The 16,197-nt window shown below is 41.0% G+C and carries 15 protein-coding genes; 10 read left to right on the top strand and 5 right to left on the bottom strand.

Annotated features, from left to right (window positions below):
* Window positions 1–140 precede the first annotated feature (140 nt).
* The 3 genes from BW139_RS06420 to BW139_RS06410 all read right to left on the bottom strand — a co-directional run bounded on the left by BW139_RS06420 (window position 141) and on the right by BW139_RS06410 (window position 2,493).
* A complete protein-coding gene (locus tag BW139_RS06420; RefSeq protein WP_076919115.1) occupies window positions 141–632 on the bottom strand; it encodes a DUF4124 domain-containing protein in 492 nt (163 codons plus the stop codon).
* A gap of 146 nt (window positions 633–778) precedes the next feature.
* A complete protein-coding gene (locus tag BW139_RS06415) occupies window positions 779–2,275 on the bottom strand; it encodes a DUF3413 domain-containing protein (RefSeq protein ID WP_076919113.1) in 1,497 nt (498 codons plus the stop codon).
* A gap of 5 nt (window positions 2,276–2,280) precedes the next feature.
* Complete coding sequence (locus BW139_RS06410; protein WP_008109847.1) at window positions 2,281–2,493, bottom strand: DUF1414 domain-containing protein; 213 nt, start codon at window positions 2,491–2,493, stop codon at window positions 2,281–2,283.
* A gap of 63 nt (window positions 2,494–2,556) precedes the next feature.
* On the opposite strand from BW139_RS06410, the gene yejK reads away from it, so the two are divergent.
* A complete protein-coding gene (gene yejK / locus BW139_RS06405) occupies window positions 2,557–3,573 on the top strand; it encodes a nucleoid-associated protein YejK (RefSeq protein ID WP_076919112.1) in 1,017 nt (338 codons plus the stop codon).
* Between the two features lie 787 nt (window positions 3,574–4,360).
* Here the strand turns inward: yejK and rne are convergent.
* Complete coding sequence (gene rne / locus BW139_RS06400) at window positions 4,361–7,540, bottom strand: ribonuclease E (protein ID WP_076919111.1); 3,180 nt, start codon at window positions 7,538–7,540, stop codon at window positions 4,361–4,363.
* A gap of 775 nt (window positions 7,541–8,315) precedes the next feature.
* Between rne and rluC the strand changes: the two genes are divergently transcribed.
* Entirely contained in the window at window positions 8,316–9,275 is a 960-nt protein-coding gene (gene rluC / locus BW139_RS06395; protein WP_054200702.1) for a 23S rRNA pseudouridine(955/2504/2580) synthase RluC, read from the top strand.
* A complete protein-coding gene (locus tag BW139_RS06390) occupies window positions 9,272–9,931 on the top strand; it encodes an HAD-IA family hydrolase (protein ID WP_076919110.1) in 660 nt (219 codons plus the stop codon). Before rluC ends, BW139_RS06390 begins: the two co-directional genes overlap by 4 nt.
* Before the next feature lie 4 nt (window positions 9,932–9,935).
* Here BW139_RS06390 and BW139_RS06385 read toward each other — a convergent pair whose 3' ends face one another.
* Window positions 9,936–10,541, bottom strand: coding sequence for a nucleoside triphosphate pyrophosphatase (locus tag BW139_RS06385; protein WP_076919108.1), 606 nt, complete (start codon window positions 10,539–10,541; stop codon window positions 9,936–9,938).
* Between the two features lie 131 nt (window positions 10,542–10,672).
* Here BW139_RS06385 and yceD point away from each other — a divergent pair, with 131 nt between their 5' ends.
* The 7 genes from yceD (at window position 10,673) to fabF (ending at window position 16,168) form a co-directional block, all read left to right on the top strand.
* Complete coding sequence (gene yceD / locus BW139_RS06380) at window positions 10,673–11,197, top strand: 23S rRNA accumulation protein YceD (RefSeq protein ID WP_008109862.1); 525 nt, start codon at window positions 10,673–10,675, stop codon at window positions 11,195–11,197.
* A gap of 9 nt (window positions 11,198–11,206) precedes the next feature.
* Entirely contained in the window at window positions 11,207–11,377 is a 171-nt protein-coding gene (gene rpmF / locus BW139_RS06375) for a 50S ribosomal protein L32 (RefSeq protein ID WP_008109865.1), read from the top strand.
* A 12-nt stretch (window positions 11,378–11,389) separates the two neighbouring features.
* Entirely contained in the window at window positions 11,390–12,427 is a 1,038-nt protein-coding gene (gene plsX, locus BW139_RS06370; RefSeq protein ID WP_008467405.1) for a phosphate acyltransferase PlsX, read from the top strand.
* Window positions 12,428–12,482: 55 nt separating this feature from the next.
* Window positions 12,483–13,409, top strand: a complete 927-nt coding sequence (fabD, locus tag BW139_RS06365) for an ACP S-malonyltransferase (RefSeq protein ID WP_076919106.1) — start codon at window positions 12,483–12,485, stop codon at window positions 13,407–13,409.
* 11 nt (window positions 13,410–13,420) lie between these two features.
* Window positions 13,421–14,167, top strand: coding sequence for a 3-oxoacyl-ACP reductase FabG (gene fabG / locus BW139_RS06360; protein WP_010389634.1), 747 nt, complete (start codon window positions 13,421–13,423; stop codon window positions 14,165–14,167).
* Window positions 14,168–14,417: 250 nt separating this feature from the next.
* Window positions 14,418–14,654 carry an acyl carrier protein gene (acpP, locus tag BW139_RS06355; RefSeq protein ID WP_008109873.1) on the top strand — a complete coding sequence of 79 codons (237 nt, stop codon included), beginning with the start codon at window positions 14,418–14,420 and terminating at the stop codon, window positions 14,652–14,654.
* Between the two features lie 275 nt (window positions 14,655–14,929).
* On the top strand, window positions 14,930–16,168 hold the full coding sequence (gene fabF, locus BW139_RS06350) for a beta-ketoacyl-ACP synthase II (RefSeq protein WP_076919105.1): 1,239 nt from the start codon (window positions 14,930–14,932) through the stop codon (window positions 16,166–16,168).
* The last annotated feature ends 29 nt before the right edge of the window (window positions 16,169–16,197 follow it).

Here is a 16,197-nt window from a genome sequence, read left to right as displayed (position 1 = left end):
GGTGGATACCATTTAAATTGTAAAAGGTGGTTAAAAGAAGTTGCACCACTAAACACGCATTAGAGTTCAAACTCTACGGTTGTTAAGGGTATGTTATTTTATATTTAAAACCAAGCTAATTAAGATGATATTTATTTAAGTTAATTAGTGGCTGATTGGTAGGCATCAATCTTTTTTTGTAATTTTTTAATTCGCTTTTCAATCAACTTTTTATCTTTTTTATATTGCTTATCTAAGCTTTTTTGTGTCTTTTTAATATCTTTACTAATTCGTTTTTTATCATCCGCACTTAATATATGATTTAACCGCTGTTGTTGTTTAAAATCAGCTCTGTCTTTTTCTCGTGTAAGGATGGCGAGTTTATGCTGGTTACTGCGCAGCTCTGCCTCTAAGTTGGTAATTATGGTGTCGCGCTCAAGCTCGTTTAACTGCTGGGTGTAGTTTATTTCTTCACCTGTCTGTTTAGGCTCAGTGGAAGTTATTTTATGCATGGTTGCATTATTACTACAGGGAAATTGTGAAAATGTCGTTCCTTTTGGGGTAACACATTTGTAGTAGGTGGTTTGAGCTAATGCGAAAGGGCTAAAACAAAAAAGGCAGACAATAATGATCAGATTAATAACGTTGAACATAATGATTATCCTTTGCATATTCTGATCGAGTTAATAATTTTTAATGCTAAAAACTATAACCTAGCTTGGGGGGATAGCAAGTGCAAAGGAATAAAAATAGAAAATCAAGCGAGCCAGTGCTAATAACCCGCTTGAACTATCAGGTGCTATTGAGAAAAAGTTTTGAGCTTTTTAATACTGTGTACTAAAAACGGAATATCAAGTCCTTGTTCAATAGAGAATCCTTGTGCAGCGGAAATATTTCTAAAATTTCCGTCACGATCAATTAGCGTAATTCTATCTTTTTTATAAGCTATCACGACACCTTGTGAGTAATTAACGCCAATGTTATTACTTTTACTGTATAAGTTTTTACCTAACATTGTCTGCTCTGCAAGGGCATTGCAGTTTAAATATTGGCCAAGGGTAGTAGCAACAATATCACTCGGTTGAATTAAGCCGTTCACTTTAGAAATAAACTTATCTGAGCTATATAGCGTTGATGTAGTCACTATTTCATTACTGTTTTGCGACACACTAAATGCAAAAAACTCAGTAGCATCATCGCGTACAGTCGCGCTTTCATTTGCTTTGATAACCCTGATTGCACTGTTTTTGTGTGCTTGCTCGTTAATAAAGCTCAGCTCATCAATACCGAATACTTCTACACTTCGACGTTGGCTTTGCCAAACGGGTAACGTTTGTTGCTCAATAATGTCGGTTTTATAAAATGCAGGCAGGCCGTACACTAAACCAAATACCATGTCACTATGATCTGTAGGTTGTAAAAATTGCTGATTTTTATAAACGCCTTGTTTGCTGGCAACAAATTTTGCTAACTGCTCGTCATTATCAAAAACTAAAATATCAACTTTAGCTGCGTTGTAATCTTCACATTTTGCTAATGGGGTAGGTATTTGGTAATTAATACCTTGGTTATTAATTTTAACATTATGTGCTTGCTCGTAGCTTTCAACATCCAATAAGTCGTTTTTAGCGAGTAAACTTTTGGCTGTAGTAGGGTACGAAAGTGGCAATACGTTGTCTTGCTTGGTGATATCAAACTTTAAATTTGCATCAGCCCAAATATGAATGCTGTGGCTTAATGCAAAACAAATCACTAAAAAAGAACCGGCATAACGGGCAAATTTAAATTGCTTCAAACGCCCTAAATGGTGCCAAGTAAAGTTACTAACCGTAAGCTGAAAACCTAAAATAAGTAATACAATACTGCCAGCTAGTAAGGTAGTGAGCGCAGGTGAATTTGTTAAGCGGTGCCACAACAACGAAATAATTTCAGGCAGTGCTGAGGCATTTAAGTGATAGCCTAAGTTAAAATACACATAAGCGTCCAAAGTGAGTATTGAAGCACCTATTGTAGCTATCACTGCTGCCATACCGCGTATATGCTGCGGATAGGGAAACACTAAACTTAAAGGAAAAACCGTCAGCACAAACGCTAAAAATGCAATAAAGCTGGTGTGGCTTAGCCACGTAACCACCATATAAGTAATACCTATATAAGTGGTGGGCGGCGAGTCGGCAAATAAATAGCTTAAGCTAATTAAAAGCACCAAACCAATATTGGCAAATGTAAACCAATGGCCCCAACTTAATAATTGACTTGCTTTCGATGAAAACTGGTTATGCTGCGATAAATTCATAGAGTTTATTTAACCGACTGAGCGAGTGCTTTTGCAAAGTTCTCAGTAACAGCTTGTCTTTTCCCTGTTGGTACATGCTCTTTTAAGATATGCGTGATAGAATTTCCTAAACACATAAGACTTAAATCAACCGGCGCATTGTGTTTTGATAAAACATCAATAAGCTGATCGACGATTTGTTCTACTTCTTCATTAGAGTATTTTGATAAGATTGGCATCAGTTGGTTCAATAAAAATAGTTATATTCCCGTATTTTAACACCAGAGGCGTGAAAAACAAAGATGGCAATAGATGTTAAAAAATTAGTCGTGCACTATGTAGACAAAAAAGATGACGACACCCAAATTCACCTTCGCAACGATGAAATGATGATCAACGACAAAGTCGCTGTATTCATTGAGCAATTACACCATGCCTACAATGGCAAACCGGGCAAAGGTTTTTGTGCTTTTAGTGGCGAAAAAAACAGTATTGTTGCCTCTACTATGCAAAGCTACCGCAATAATGAGCTTGGCTTTTGGCATATGACCGAGCAAGCATCGACAGTATTAAAAGAAGAGTTAGATAAATACGCTTTTAATGAGACTGGCTATTTAGTATTTTGTCACTACCAGTATGTGGCTACTGATTATATGTTGATTGCCATGATCAACATTAAAGAACACTACTCAATGACTTCAGAGCTTGATTTAGCCGCATCGCGCCATTTAGATATTTCGCGTATGCAATTGGCTGCCCGCATCGATTTAACCGCATGGGATACTCAAGCAGACGACAATCGTTATATTTCATTTATTAAAGGCCGTGCAGGGCGAAAAGTAGCTGACTTTTTCTTGGATTTCTTAGGCTGTGAAGAGGGTATTGACCCTAAGCAACAAAGCCAAGTGATGCTAAGCGCGGTAGAAGACTACTTATCAGAGCAGCAATTCGATAAGTCTGAAAAAGACGATTTACGTAAGCAAGTATTTGATTATTGTAACGACTGTGTCACCACAGGCGAAGAGGCTAATGTAAGTGAGCTTTCAGCAACGCTGACCAAAGGCGATGACAATCCGTTTGAGAGCTTTTGTAAAGAGCAAAGCTATGACTTAGAAGAGTCGTTCCCAGTCGATAAGAAAACAGTAACGAGTATGGTTAAGTTTTCAGGCTTAGGTGGCGGTGTGAGCATAAGCTTTGAGCGTAAGCATTTAGGTGAGCGTGTCACGTATAATGAAGCGACAGATACACTAGTTATAAAAGGCATTCCGCCAAATCTAAAAGATCAGCTACAGCGTTTTATGGAGCAACAGCAAGATTAAACTTCGTTAAACACTGTTTGATTAAACCAAAAGCACGATATTAATGCCGTGCTTTTTTGTGTCTAAAGTAGAGTTTAGAGCCTTCTAATAAGCGGGTATTTACCTTGGTTTTTTAATTCAAACGCGGGGTGAACCCGCTGCTACAAGGTTTAGATGTAGCAGCGACTTTATGTCGCGTCATTAAAGATAGTTTTGGCGGGCAACGAGCTACGGGAGCAGGCTCGAAGCCCTAACCTCACAGCCCGCTGCACTGAGAATACAAAACAAAAACTAATACCCTGTACTTTTTTAATTCTCATAACATTTGTATTTAATCATTTCCTCTTTTTTCTCCTATCCTCAGTGGTAAATAAATCACTAAAGTCTTATTGTCATGCTTACGGCAAGTTGTGAGCTACAGGTTTGGGGAACAGGCTCGAAGCTCGATCACCGCAGCCCGCTAACTTTTTCACCTCTAGTCTTTGATTTTTTAACCAAAGAGAACACCGAGGCGCTGCGCGCTGCACTGAGAATACAAAGAAATAAAAACCAATAATCTGTACTTTTTTAATTCTCACAACATTTGTATTTAATCATTTCTTCTGTTTTCTCCTATCCTCTGTGGTAAATAAATCACTAAGGTCTTATTGTCATGCTTACGGCAAATTGCGAGCTACGGGTTTGGGGAACAGGCTCGAAGCCCGATCCCCGCAGCCCCCGTTTGCCAGTTACATAAATTCCAAGCAATAAAAAACCGCGTTAAAATCAATTAACGCGGCTTTTTTATGCTTTGAGCTAAACTTAGTGCTTATTCAGCATTAAGTGTTTTAGTCATTGCTGAGCTTGCACGACCGGCAGGTTTTACCGAGCCAGGGCGAAGGCCGCTGTCAGGGATTAACTCGCGTTTGTCATGTGCCATTGCAACTGATGTATGCTTGGTTTCGCTATCAGCTACAGGTGTTGGCTGTGCCATTGGCGCACTTGCATGTCCAGCTGTAATCACTGTTTTAGCGTTTACCTTACTAGAACTCGCTTGTGAAACAGTTTTAGGTTGGCTTGTAACCACTGGTGCTTCTTTCGCTTCTACAGGTGTTTCAGTAGCACTAACCGGTGCGGTTTCAGCTTCAACAGCAACTTCTTCAGTTTTTACTGGTTCTTCAGCTTGTACTGGTTCTTCAGTTTTTACTGGTTCTTCAGCTTTCACTGGTTCTTCAGTTTGTACTGGTTCTTCAGTTTGTACTGGTTCTTCAGTTTTAACTGGCTCTTCAGTTTTCACTGGCTCTTCAGTTTTTACTGGTTTTTCAGTTTTCACTGGTTCTGCAGCTTTCACTGGTTCTTCAGCTTTCACTGGCTCTTCAGCTTTCACTGGTTCTTCAGTTTTCACTGGTTCTTCAGTTTTCACTGGTTCTTCAGTTTTCACTGGTTCTTCAGTTTTCGCTAATTCTTCCTCAACAATGTTTTGTTCAACTGCATCAGAGGCATCAACGGCCGATTTATGTGCTTTTGCTTTTAGCTCTGCTTCGTATTCAGCAGCGGCTTGATCCGCAACGGGTACAAACGCAGGCGCTTCATCAGACTTTTCTGGTGCGTTTTCACCTTCAGGGCGACGACGGCGTTGACCTGATGCGCGAAGATGACGTGGTGAACGACGTGAACGAGTGCGTGTTTGCTCTTGTTCTTCATCTTGTGCCACAGCGTTATCGTTTGCATCAACAACAGCCTCTGCTTGTTCTTTAGCAGGTGCAGGTGCTTTTTCATCTGATACTGGCGTTTGCTTTTCAGCAACAGGTGCTTGTTCTTGTACTTGTGGCTTGTCTTCTTTCATCACAGGTTGCTCAACAGCTTGCTCTGTTGTTTGAACTTGCTCAGCACTTTCGTCTTGTACGCGAACTTTTTTACGTAAATTACGACGTTGGCGACGTACCTTAGGCTTTTGCTCTTTTGGCTCAGCATTCTTATCAGATTTAGGTGCAGTATCAGCTTTTTGAGTTGCCTCTGCTTTTACTTGCGTTTTATCTTCTGTTTTATGCTCAGGACGTTTACGCGTATTTGAATTACGACGGCGCTTATTGCGGTTCTCATTCTTTTCTTGCGTATCATTTACAGGTGCTGACTCATTTTTAGTTTCAGTGTCTGTTGTACGTTCGTTGCGTGGTTTATTGCGTGGGTTATTATTGCGACGACGTTGGTTGTTGTTTCGACGACGATTATCATTGCCACGGTTGTTATTGGTACGCTCTTGAGATTTCTTATCTGTAGACTCTTGTGTTGTTTGCTCACTTTCACTTGCAAATAACGACTTAATCCATTTTCCAAGTGCAGTAAATAAGCCAATTTCAGCTTTTGCTTCTACTACCGGCGCTGCTTTTGCTGCTGCTTGTGGAGCAGGGCTAGAAGGCATAACGACACCTTTAAGCTTCGGCTCTTCACGTACAGGGGCTGCTGGCGATTTAGACATTTCAAATGCTTCAGGCTCAGGCGCAACAACTTGCTCATAACTTACTGTTTCAAGTGTTTCGTCTTTACGTAAACGCATAACTTCGTAATGTGGTGTTTCCATGTGTTGATTAGGAATAATCACTACATCACATTTATGATGCTTTTCAATGCGGTGAACGCTACGACGCTGCTCATTTAATAAATAAGCGGCAACGGCAACAGGCACTTGTGCGTTTACTTGTGCAGTGTTGTCTTTAATCGCTTCTTCTTCAATCAAGCGTAAAATTGATAGTGCAATTGACTCGTTTGAACGAATAGTACCTTGGCCGCTACAACGTGGACAAACACCTTGGCTTGCTTCACCTAGTGAAGGGCGTAATCGCTGACGCGACATTTCAAGTAAACCAAAGCGCGAAATTTTGCCAATTTGTACACGGGCACGATCTGGGCGAGCAGCATCTTTTAAGCGGTTTTCTACTTCACGTTGATGACGTGGAGGTGTCATATCAATAAAGTCGATAACAATTAAACCACCCAAGTCACGTAAACGAAGTTGACGTGCAATTTCATCCGCTGCTTCTAGGTTGGTGTTAAGTGCTGTTTCTTCAATATCACCGCCTTTTGTTGCTTTAGACGAGTTAATATCAATAGAGGTAAGTGCTTCAGTAGGGTCAATAACAATTGAACCGCCTGACGGTAAACGCACTTCACGTTGGAACGCAGACTCAATTTGGCTTTCAATTTGGTAATGCGTAAATAATGGTGTGTCACCTTGATAAAGCTTAACGCGGCTCATAAAGTCAGGACGAAAACGCTCAATGTGCGCTTTAGCTTCTTCAAAAACACGTGGCTTATCAATTAAAATTTCACCAATGTCACGACGTAAATAGTCGCGAATAGCGCGGAAAATCACGTTACTTTCTTGGTGAATTAAGAATGGTGCTTTAGCACTGTCTGCCGCTTGTTGAATGGCTTCCCAGTGGACTAGTAATGCTTTTAAATCGTAGTTTAGTTCTTCAAACGATTTACCAACACCTGCAGTACGTACAATTAAGCCCATTCCTTTAGGTAGTTCTAGGCGGCTTAGCGACTCTTTAAGTTCAGTACGCTCATCACCTTCGATACGACGAGAAATACCGCCAGCACGAGGGTTGTTAGGCATAAGCACTAAGTAGCTGCCGGCAACACTGATAAAGGTAGTTAATGCTGCACCTTTTTGGCCGCGCTCTTCTTTATCAACTTGTACTATTACTTCTTGACCTTCTTTGATCACGTCGCGAATATTCGGACGACCATGGAAGGTGTAACCTTGCGGGAAGTAAGTACGAGCAATTTCTTTTAATGGAAGGAAACCATGACGATCAGCACCGTAATCAACAAATGCTGCTTCTAAAGATGGTTCAATGCGTGTGATTTTGCCTTTATAAATATTGGCTTTTTTCTGTTCGTGACCTGGGCTTTCTATATCTAAATCATATAGGCGCTGGCCGTCAACCAGTGCTACGCGCATTTCTTCTTGCTGCGTTGCATTGATTAGCATACGTTTCATAATGTTACTCTACTAGTTTATGTCGCTGACATGACGATGTTTTTCTCGCCTGTTCAGGTGTTCCTATTTTTAGAATGTGCAGCCTCACGACTGGGTCTTTAACGGAACGGCTCTGTATTTTGGTACGCAGTATTTTAAATGCCGGCAAACAATAGGGTGTTATCACGCTATTAAATTCTAAAAGGATTCAAATGTGTCGGCTATTTAGCTCAATACACGTTTTATCCAGAAGTTGGCCTGTCATATCAATCTTATTAAATGCATTCATATTAGGTGCGTAGGGCTCTTTAGGTTCAAACCATAGTTTCGTTTTTAAAACTACCGTTATCTATTTTATGAGCAAAAATCGCTACCGATGTTAATGAACGCTTATTTATTAGATTTTTTTAGTTCTAAATAAGCTGCTGTACGGTACTACTACAATATTTGAGCGAATTCTGAACGGCGTGTTTTTACGCCGTCACTATCAGACAAATTATCTGTTCATTGCTTTTACTATCACATTAAAAATCAATTCATGTTCAAACTTAACCAGCAATATATTACGCGCATTGCCGTTAGTTGTGCGCACGTGTTAACTGGGTATGTATAAAAGCTTTGGAAAACTTAACTCGGATCTGTATGATCGGTTACCCAGAATGTGCATCACGAATGTTTTGTTGTGTTAAAAAGCACCGTTGTTATTTGCAAATACTAAATATTTGCGCTGCTGATTATCCCACTATTATAACCGTGTTAGCAACTAAATTATTTTACTTAAATCAGTGATTAGGCAATGTCAGAAAAAACCGGCTTACAAGTAACTTTTGTCACTATCAACGAAGACCACTTAGGTCAGCGTATTGATAACTTTCTTATTACCCATTTAAAAGGGGTGCCTAAAAGCGCAGTTTACAAAATTCTTCGTAAGGGTGAGGTGCGTGTAAATAAAAAACGTATTAAGCCTGTTTATAAATTGCAGCTAGACGACGTTATTCGTATACCGCCAATTAGAGTGTCAGAGCGTGAAGAGTTTGTACCCTCAAAACTCGATAAAGTAACGCGCCTCGAAGACGATATATTATTTGAAGATAAATACCTGATTGTTATTAATAAGCCCTCAGGTATGGCTGTGCATGGCGGTAGTGGCTTAAGCTATGGGCTTATTGAAGCATTACGTGTTTTACGCCCAGAAGAGCGCAGCCTTGAGCTAGTACATCGGTTAGACCGCGATACTTCAGGTTGTTTACTTATTGCTAAGCGTCGCTCAGTGCTGACCGCTTTGCATGAGCAATTACGCGAAAAAACCATGGAAAAAAATTACTGGGCATTGGTAGAAGGCCAATGGGACTCTAAAACGAAAAATGTAACGGAAGGTTTGCGTAAAAATACCCTTAAATCGGGTGAGCGCGTAGTACGTGTTGATAACACGGAAGGTAAACCGTCGCATACTCGTTTTAAAGTGCTTGAGCGTTATAACGATTGTTCATTAGTACAAGCATCCCCTGTAACTGGTCGTACTCACCAAATTCGTGTGCACACTCAGTGCCAAGGTCATGCCATTGCGTGTGATGATAAGTACGGCGACCAAGGGTTTGACGAGTCAATGCGTAAACGTGGTTTAAACCGCTTATTTTTACACGCTCATGATTTAAGCTTCTACCATCCTAAAAACGAAACCACCATGCGAGTAGAAGCACCGCTGGATAAAGCACTATCAAGCTGTTTGGTTAAACTTAGAGCAGCAAAAGCGTGAATTTAACGCCGATTAAAAAATATAAGCTAGTAATTTTTGATTGGGACGGCACCATTATGGATTCAATTAGCAAAATCGTTAATTGCATTCGCAAAAGTGCCCAATCGCTTAATATTGAGCCGCCAAGCGATACCGCCAGTAAAAATATTATTGGTTTATCGCTTGAAAACGCAATCGCAACCTTGTTTCCTGACCACCGTGAGCATCACGAAGCGCTTATTGCAGGGTATAAACAGCAATATGCACTTGATACCACCCCAACACCGCTGTTTGAACATGTTGCACAGGTACTTACTGCGTTAAAAAGCCAAGGCGTAATATTGGCAGTTGCCACAGGTAAAAGCCGAGTAGGGCTGGAACGTCTTCTAGATGAAAGCCAATTGCGTCACTTTTTTAGTGCTACGCGAACCAGTGACGACGCTAAATCAAAGCCTGCTCCCGATATGCTTTATCAATTGCTTGAAGAGCTAGGGGTAAGTGTTGATGAAGCGCTAATGATAGGCGACACCCAAATAGATATGGCAATGGCAAAAGCCGCGGGTATGGATAGAATAGGGGTAACCATGGGTGTACACAACGCTGCGCAACTTAATGAATTAACTCCGATTGCAACCGCTAACAACTATCAGCAGTTGCAAAATATATTACTCGGCTAATCAGTTAATTTGCGCTAGGCACTTGCGCTGCTAAGACATCAACACCAAACTCAGCCAGTAATTGGCTGAGTTTAATCAGTGGTAAACCAATTAAACTATTTGGATCATCACCACTGAGCTTTTCAAATAAGCAAATACCCAAGCCTTCACTTTTAAAACTTCCTGCACAGTTATAAGGTTGCTCTGCATCGCAATAAGCACTTATTTGCGCCGTTGTTAAGGTTTTAAAGGTCACATTGAATGGCTCAACAATGGTTTTGCATTGCTTAGTGTGAATATCGTACACACACAAGCCAGTTAAAAAAGTGACTGTTTGCCCGCTAAATAAGCTCAATTGCTTTATTGCGTTTTCTTTATTGTGCGGCTTACCTAATATTTGCTGATTAAATACAGCAACTTGGTCGGAGCCAATCGCGAGGCCTTGGTCAAAGTGATCGACGGCTGCAGCCGCTTTTAATTCACTGAGGCGCTTAACAAGGTTGCTTGGTGTTTCGTTTTTATGCGGCGTTTCGTCAACATCTGGCGAAAACGTTTCAAACGGCAGATTAAATTTTTGTAATAAAGACTGCCTAAATGGCGAGCTTGAGGCTAATATAAGGGGGTGCTTCATGGCATGTTTTCCTAGCGTAAATCAGATTGAGTTAGGATAAATCAGATCCGTGAGTAAAACACGTGAAAAACAACGTAAAATTGGTTTTTTACTTTGACTAACTTACTAACTATCTATATGATGCAGCCCCTATGCAAAAGGTGAAAATTCCCATCACCCTTCATCCGGGCAAAGCAGCTCAGCATCGTTTAAAGTATGACGGCGTTGTACCGCTTGAGAAACTTCCTCGTTTACGAGGGGTTATCCAGGAAGAAGTAGGTGAAATAGCGGTAAAAATTCATTGCAAAAACGATGAGCAAGGTTTAGTTGTGATTAGTGGCAATTTGTCCACACACGTAACTGTAACTTGTCAACGTTGTAATGGTGATTTAGGGTTGGATTTGGATCAAGACTTTGTGTATTCGCCAGTCGGTTTGGATGCAGAGTCAGATGATCTTCCAGAAAGCTACGACGAAGTAGCACTTGATGAAAATGGTGAAATAGACGTATTTGAGCTAATCGAAGACGAACTTATTTTAGCAGTGCCATTAGTGCCTACCCACAACGAAGCTTCATGCAGTTATACAGCAGAGCCTGCCAGCTTTGGTGTTTTAAAGGCGGAAGATGATAAACCAAATCCATTTGATATTTTGAAACAACTTAAGAAAGATTCTTAGGAGAAGACTATGGCTGTACAAAAAAGCAAAAAGTCTCGTGCAAGACGCGGCATGCGCCGTTCACACGATGCGATCAGTGGTCCAACTTTAACTGTAGACCAAACATCTGGTGAGACTCATCGTCGTCACCATGTGACTGCAGATGGTTACTACAAAGGCGTTCAAGTAATTTCTAACTAAGAGATTGCTTATATGCTGACTAATCTAACCATAGCGTTAGATATGATGGGGGGCGATTATGGCCCCCGTTCATCTATACCCGCAGCCGTTCGTGCGGTAAATGCTAATGCCAACTTAAAACTCATTTTATGTGGCAACGAGCAAGTAATAGCTAAACAATTAGAATCACTCGATTCACTTTCTCATCCCAGATTAATAATTCGCCATTGTAACGATGTTGTTACCAATGCCTGCGAACCCGCTGTTGCTGTACGCTCAAAAAAAGATTCTTCCATGCGAGTTGCCCTTGATTTAGTTAAATCGGGTGAAGCGCAAGCCTGTGTTAGCTCTGGCAATACAGGGGCGCTATTTTTTATGGCGCATTACGTATTAAAAATGCTTCCAGGGGTGAAACGTCCCGCACTTATCTCTGCTGTACCTACTGAACGTAAAAATCCCGTTTACTTACTCGACTTAGGCGCTAATGTGCATTGTGATGCGCAAATGCTGTATCAGTTTGGCATTATGGGCTCTGTGGTTGCAGGCCAAGCACTTGGCTGCGATAACCCTAAAGTGAGTTTATTAAATATTGGTGCTGAAGATATAAAAGGCCACGAAGAAATTAAGCAAGCCGCACAATTAATGCAACAAAGCGAGCTGATTAATTATATTGGTTACAGTGAAGGCAGCGATATTTTTTCTGGCAAAGCCGATGTTATTGTCTGTGAAGGCTTTGTTGGCAATGTTGCACTTAAAACCTGTGAAGGCATTGCTAAACTTATCATGAAAAAGTTTACTCGTGCTCTCGAAAAGCACGTCGTTTACAAGTGTATGGCGTTTATGTTGGCGCCAATCATAAAAAAACTCTATAAAAGAGTGAACCCCGACCAGTATAACGGCGCTTCTCTGGTAGGATTGCGCGGTATTGTTGTTAAAAGCCACGGAAATGCCTCAGCTAAAGCATTTCATGCTGCAATCGACGAAGCAGTGAAAGAAGTAGAACGTCAACTTCCAGATAAAATAGCTGCTATTTTCGAAAAAACACATTCTAAAGACACGGCGGTTGAATAACAGTTAACGTGCCGTGTTACACATTATTTATTTTGTTTAATTAAAAGAGCAAACTATGGCACAAAAAATTGCACTTCTTTTTCCAGGTCAAGGCTCGCAAACTGTGGGTATGTTACAAGAGCTACTAGCGAGTTCTGACATAGTAAAAGCTACATTTGCAGAAGCTTCAACCGCACTTGGTTACGACCTAGCAGACCTTGTACTTAACGGTCCAGAAGAAAAACTAAATCAAACACACCGTACTCAGCCTGCATTATTAACTGCAAGCGTTGCTATTTATCGTCATTGGTTAGCTACAAACCCAGATGCAGACGTCGTTATGGCAGGTCACAGCCTGGGTGAGTACTCAGCTTTAGTATGTAGCGATGTGATCAGTTTAAGCGAAGCCGTAAAACTGGTTGAAAACCGCGGTTTATACATGCAAGAAGCCGTACCTGCTGGTGTAGGTTCTATGGCCGCAATCATTGGTTTAGGCGACGATGAAATTAAAGCCGCTTGTGCAGCAGCGGCACAAGGTGAAGTGGTTTCTCCAGTAAACTATAACTCGCCAGGGCAAGTGGTTATTGCCGGTCATAAAGATGCAGTTGATAGAGCCTCTGTTGCTTGTAAAGAAGCCGGAGCAAAACGTGCACTGCCATTATCGGTAAGCGTACCGTCACATTGTGAACTAATGAAACCAGCTGCTGAGAAATTAGCCACCGATTTAGCTGCTTTAACATTTAATACACCTAAGTGTGATGTAATCAATAATGTTGATGTAAAAGCAGAAGGTTCAGCTGATGCAATTAAAGAGGCATTAGTACGCCAGTTATATAGTCCAGTACGTTGGACCGAAACGGTACAAGCACTGGTTGCACAAGGTGTAACGCAAAGTTATGAATTTGGTCCTGGTAAAGTACTAACCGGGCTTGCAAAACGTATTGATAAAGCGATGGTGTGTGGTTCAGTTAACGACCTTGCATCAATCGATTCAGCTAAATAAGAGTATATAAAATGAGTAATTTATTTTCTTTAGAGGGCAAAGTTGTCCTGATCACTGGCGCTAGTCGTGGTATTGGTAAGGCCATTGCAAACACATTAGTAGCACAAGGTGCAAAAGTAGCGGGCACAGCAACAAGCGAGTCGGGTGCGGCTAAAATTAGTGACTACTTAGGTGATAACGGTAAGGGCTATGCGTTAAACGTAACGGATCCTGCATCGATTGAGGCGACATTAGCGGCAATTAAAGCTGATTTAGGTGATATTGATGTATTAGTAAATAATGCCGGTATTACGCGCGATAATTTATTAATGCGCATGAAAGAAAATGAGTGGGACGATATTATCGACACCAACCTAAGCTCTATCTTCCGTTTATCTAAGGCCGTACTTCGCCCAATGATGAAGAAAAAGAACGGCCGTATCATCAATATCGGCTCTGTAGTGGGAACTATGGGTAATGCGGGTCAAGCTAACTATGCGGCCGCTAAAGCGGGTGTTATCGGCTTTTCTAAGTCACTAGCGCGTGAAGTAGCGTCTCGTGGTATTACTGTTAACGTGGTTGCACCTGGTTTTATTCAAACAGACATGACCGATGATTTGACAGATGAGCAAAAAGCAGCAACGCTTGCAAACGTACCTGCGGGTCGTTTAGGTCAGCCAGATGAGATTGCAGCTGCAGTATGTTATTTAGCATCTGACGCCGCTGCGTATGTATCAGGTGAAACTTTGCATGTAAATGGTGCGATGTACATGGTTTAAGTTCGTAATACGAATTTAATAAACCAAAAATAGTATGCGGGTTTGCTAAAAAACATTGAATTTTTCGCAAACTTGCTTTAAACATACTTGAAATCGCTGTGAAAATAAGCGATAAAAGGTAAAATAAACACTCAACAGGTTTGACCAGCAAATTATTTATGGTCAAAAGATTGAATCAGAGAATTATCGGACGTAAACTACGCCGCAATCTGAAAATAACGCATTGGCGTTTTTAATAAAGGAAAGAAGAATGAGCGATATCCAAGAACGCGTAAAGAAAATTATCATCGAACAGCTAGGTGTTAAAGAAGAAGAAGTTAAAAACGAAGCTTCATTCGTTGATGACCTAGGTGCAGACTCTCTTGATACTGTTGAATTAGTAATGGCTCTTGAAGAAGAGTTTGACACTGAGATCCCAGATGAAGAAGCTGAAAAGATCACTACAGTACAATCTGCAATCGATTACGTTACAGCTCACGCTGAGTAATTAATCGCAAATTAAGGGCAGCATTCGCTGCCTTTAATCTTTATATCCAAACCACCTCAAAGTACATGATTCAATACCAAACCCTCACTCACTATCAGCAATTAAGTTGTTATTGCTCAGCGTTGATTATTGGTTTGAGACTCGCACTTTGAGGTAGCTTGGGTATGATCATCCCCAATACTAATAACATAACTAGCAACAGTAATAGTGTTAACGCTGAAATAAACTAAGCTAAGTTAATTGGTATAATAATAATTCCTTATTGGAGGCAAACCGTGGCTAAACGTCGTGTCGTCGTAACTGGCTTAGGAATGTTGACGCCGCTAGGCAATGATGTGCAATCAACCTGGCAAGGCTTATTAGATGGTAAAAGTGGTATTCAAAATATTACCCACTTTGATACATCAAAATTTGGTACTCACTTCGCTGGTTTAATCAATGATTTTGATGCATCGGCTTATATGTCGCCAAAAGATGCTAAAAAAATGGATTTATTTATCCAGTATGGCATTGCAGCGGGTGTTCAAGCTTTTCAAGATTCTGGCCTCGAAGTTACTGAACAAAACGCATCACGCATTGGTGTAGCGGTAGGTTCAGGCATTGGTGGCTTAACCCTCATTGAAGAAAACCACATAAAATTATTAAACAGCGGTCCACGTAAGTTATCGCCGTTTTATGTACCGTCTACCATTATTAATATGATCTCGGGTCATTTATCTATAATGCACGGCCTACGCGGTCCTAATATTTCAATTGTGACAGCATGTACTACAGGTCTTCATAATATTGGCCATGCCGCACGTATGATTGCTTATGGCGATGCTGATGCAATGGTGGCCGGTGGCGCAGAAAAAGCGTGTACGCCAATTGGTATGGGTGGCTTTAATGCCGCTCGTGCGCTTTCAACGCGTAATGACGATCCACAAGCAGCGTCTCGCCCGTGGGATAAAGACCGTGATGGTTTCGTACTTTCCGATGGTGCCGGTGTGGTGGTTGTTGAAGAATACGAACACGCTAAAGCACGTGGCGCTAAAATTTATGCAGAGCTTGTTGGTTTTGGCATGAGTGGTGATGCTTATCACATGACCTCACCACCAGAAGATGGCGCAGGTGCCGCTCTGGCAATGGAAAACGCATTAAACGATGCGCAAGTAAATGCAGAGCAAGTTGGTTACATCAACGCACATGGTACGTCTACTCATGCGGGTGACAAAGCCGAAACATCAGCGGTTAAAACCATTTTTGGTGATTCAGCTAAAGATGTGATGGTAAGTTCATCAAAATCTATGATGGGTCACTTACTCGGAGCGGCAGGCTCTGTTGAGTCTATAGTGTCTATTTTATCGTTGACCGAGCAAAAAGTGACGCCAACAATTAACTTAGATAACCCAGACGAAGGCTGTGATTTAGATTACGTACCGCATACAGCACGTGACGCTAAACTTGATTACGCTTTGTGTAACTCATTTGGGTTTGGTGGTACTAATGGCTCGTTACTGTTTAAAAAGGTATAATCTTTTTTAACAACGAATGAGAATAAAAA

It is taken from the genome of Pseudoalteromonas sp. SK18, from assembly GCF_001974855.1.
Taxonomy (GTDB): domain Bacteria; phylum Pseudomonadota; class Gammaproteobacteria; order Enterobacterales; family Alteromonadaceae; genus Pseudoalteromonas.
This window is presented reverse-complemented; position numbering and strand designations above follow the sequence as displayed.

Excerpts from the sequence above, each read along its gene's own strand:
- BW139_RS06420 (WP_076919115.1), bottom strand. The coding sequence starts at position 632 with ATGTTCAACGTTATTAATCTGATCATTATTGTCTGCCTTTTTTGTTTT.
- BW139_RS06415 (WP_076919113.1), bottom strand. The coding sequence starts at position 2,275 with ATGAATTTATCGCAGCATAACCAGTTTTCATCGAAAGCAAGTCAATTA.
- BW139_RS06410 (WP_008109847.1), bottom strand. The coding sequence starts at position 2,493 with ATGCCAATCTTATCAAAATACTCTAATGAAGAAGTAGAACAAATCGTC.
- yejK (WP_076919112.1), top strand. The coding sequence starts at position 2,557 with ATGGCAATAGATGTTAAAAAATTAGTCGTGCACTATGTAGACAAAAAA.
- rne (WP_076919111.1), bottom strand. The coding sequence starts at position 7,540 with ATGAAACGTATGCTAATCAATGCAACGCAGCAAGAAGAAATGCGCGTA.
- rluC (WP_054200702.1), top strand. The coding sequence starts at position 8,316 with ATGTCAGAAAAAACCGGCTTACAAGTAACTTTTGTCACTATCAACGAA.
- BW139_RS06385 (WP_076919108.1), bottom strand. The coding sequence starts at position 10,541 with ATGAAGCACCCCCTTATATTAGCCTCAAGCTCGCCATTTAGGCAGTCT.
- yceD (WP_008109862.1), top strand. The coding sequence starts at position 10,673 with ATGCAAAAGGTGAAAATTCCCATCACCCTTCATCCGGGCAAAGCAGCT.
- rpmF (WP_008109865.1), top strand. The coding sequence starts at position 11,207 with ATGGCTGTACAAAAAAGCAAAAAGTCTCGTGCAAGACGCGGCATGCGC.
- plsX (WP_008467405.1), top strand. The coding sequence starts at position 11,390 with ATGCTGACTAATCTAACCATAGCGTTAGATATGATGGGGGGCGATTAT.
- fabD (WP_076919106.1), top strand. The coding sequence starts at position 12,483 with ATGGCACAAAAAATTGCACTTCTTTTTCCAGGTCAAGGCTCGCAAACT.
- fabG (WP_010389634.1), top strand. The coding sequence starts at position 13,421 with ATGAGTAATTTATTTTCTTTAGAGGGCAAAGTTGTCCTGATCACTGGC.
- acpP (WP_008109873.1), top strand. The coding sequence starts at position 14,418 with ATGAGCGATATCCAAGAACGCGTAAAGAAAATTATCATCGAACAGCTA.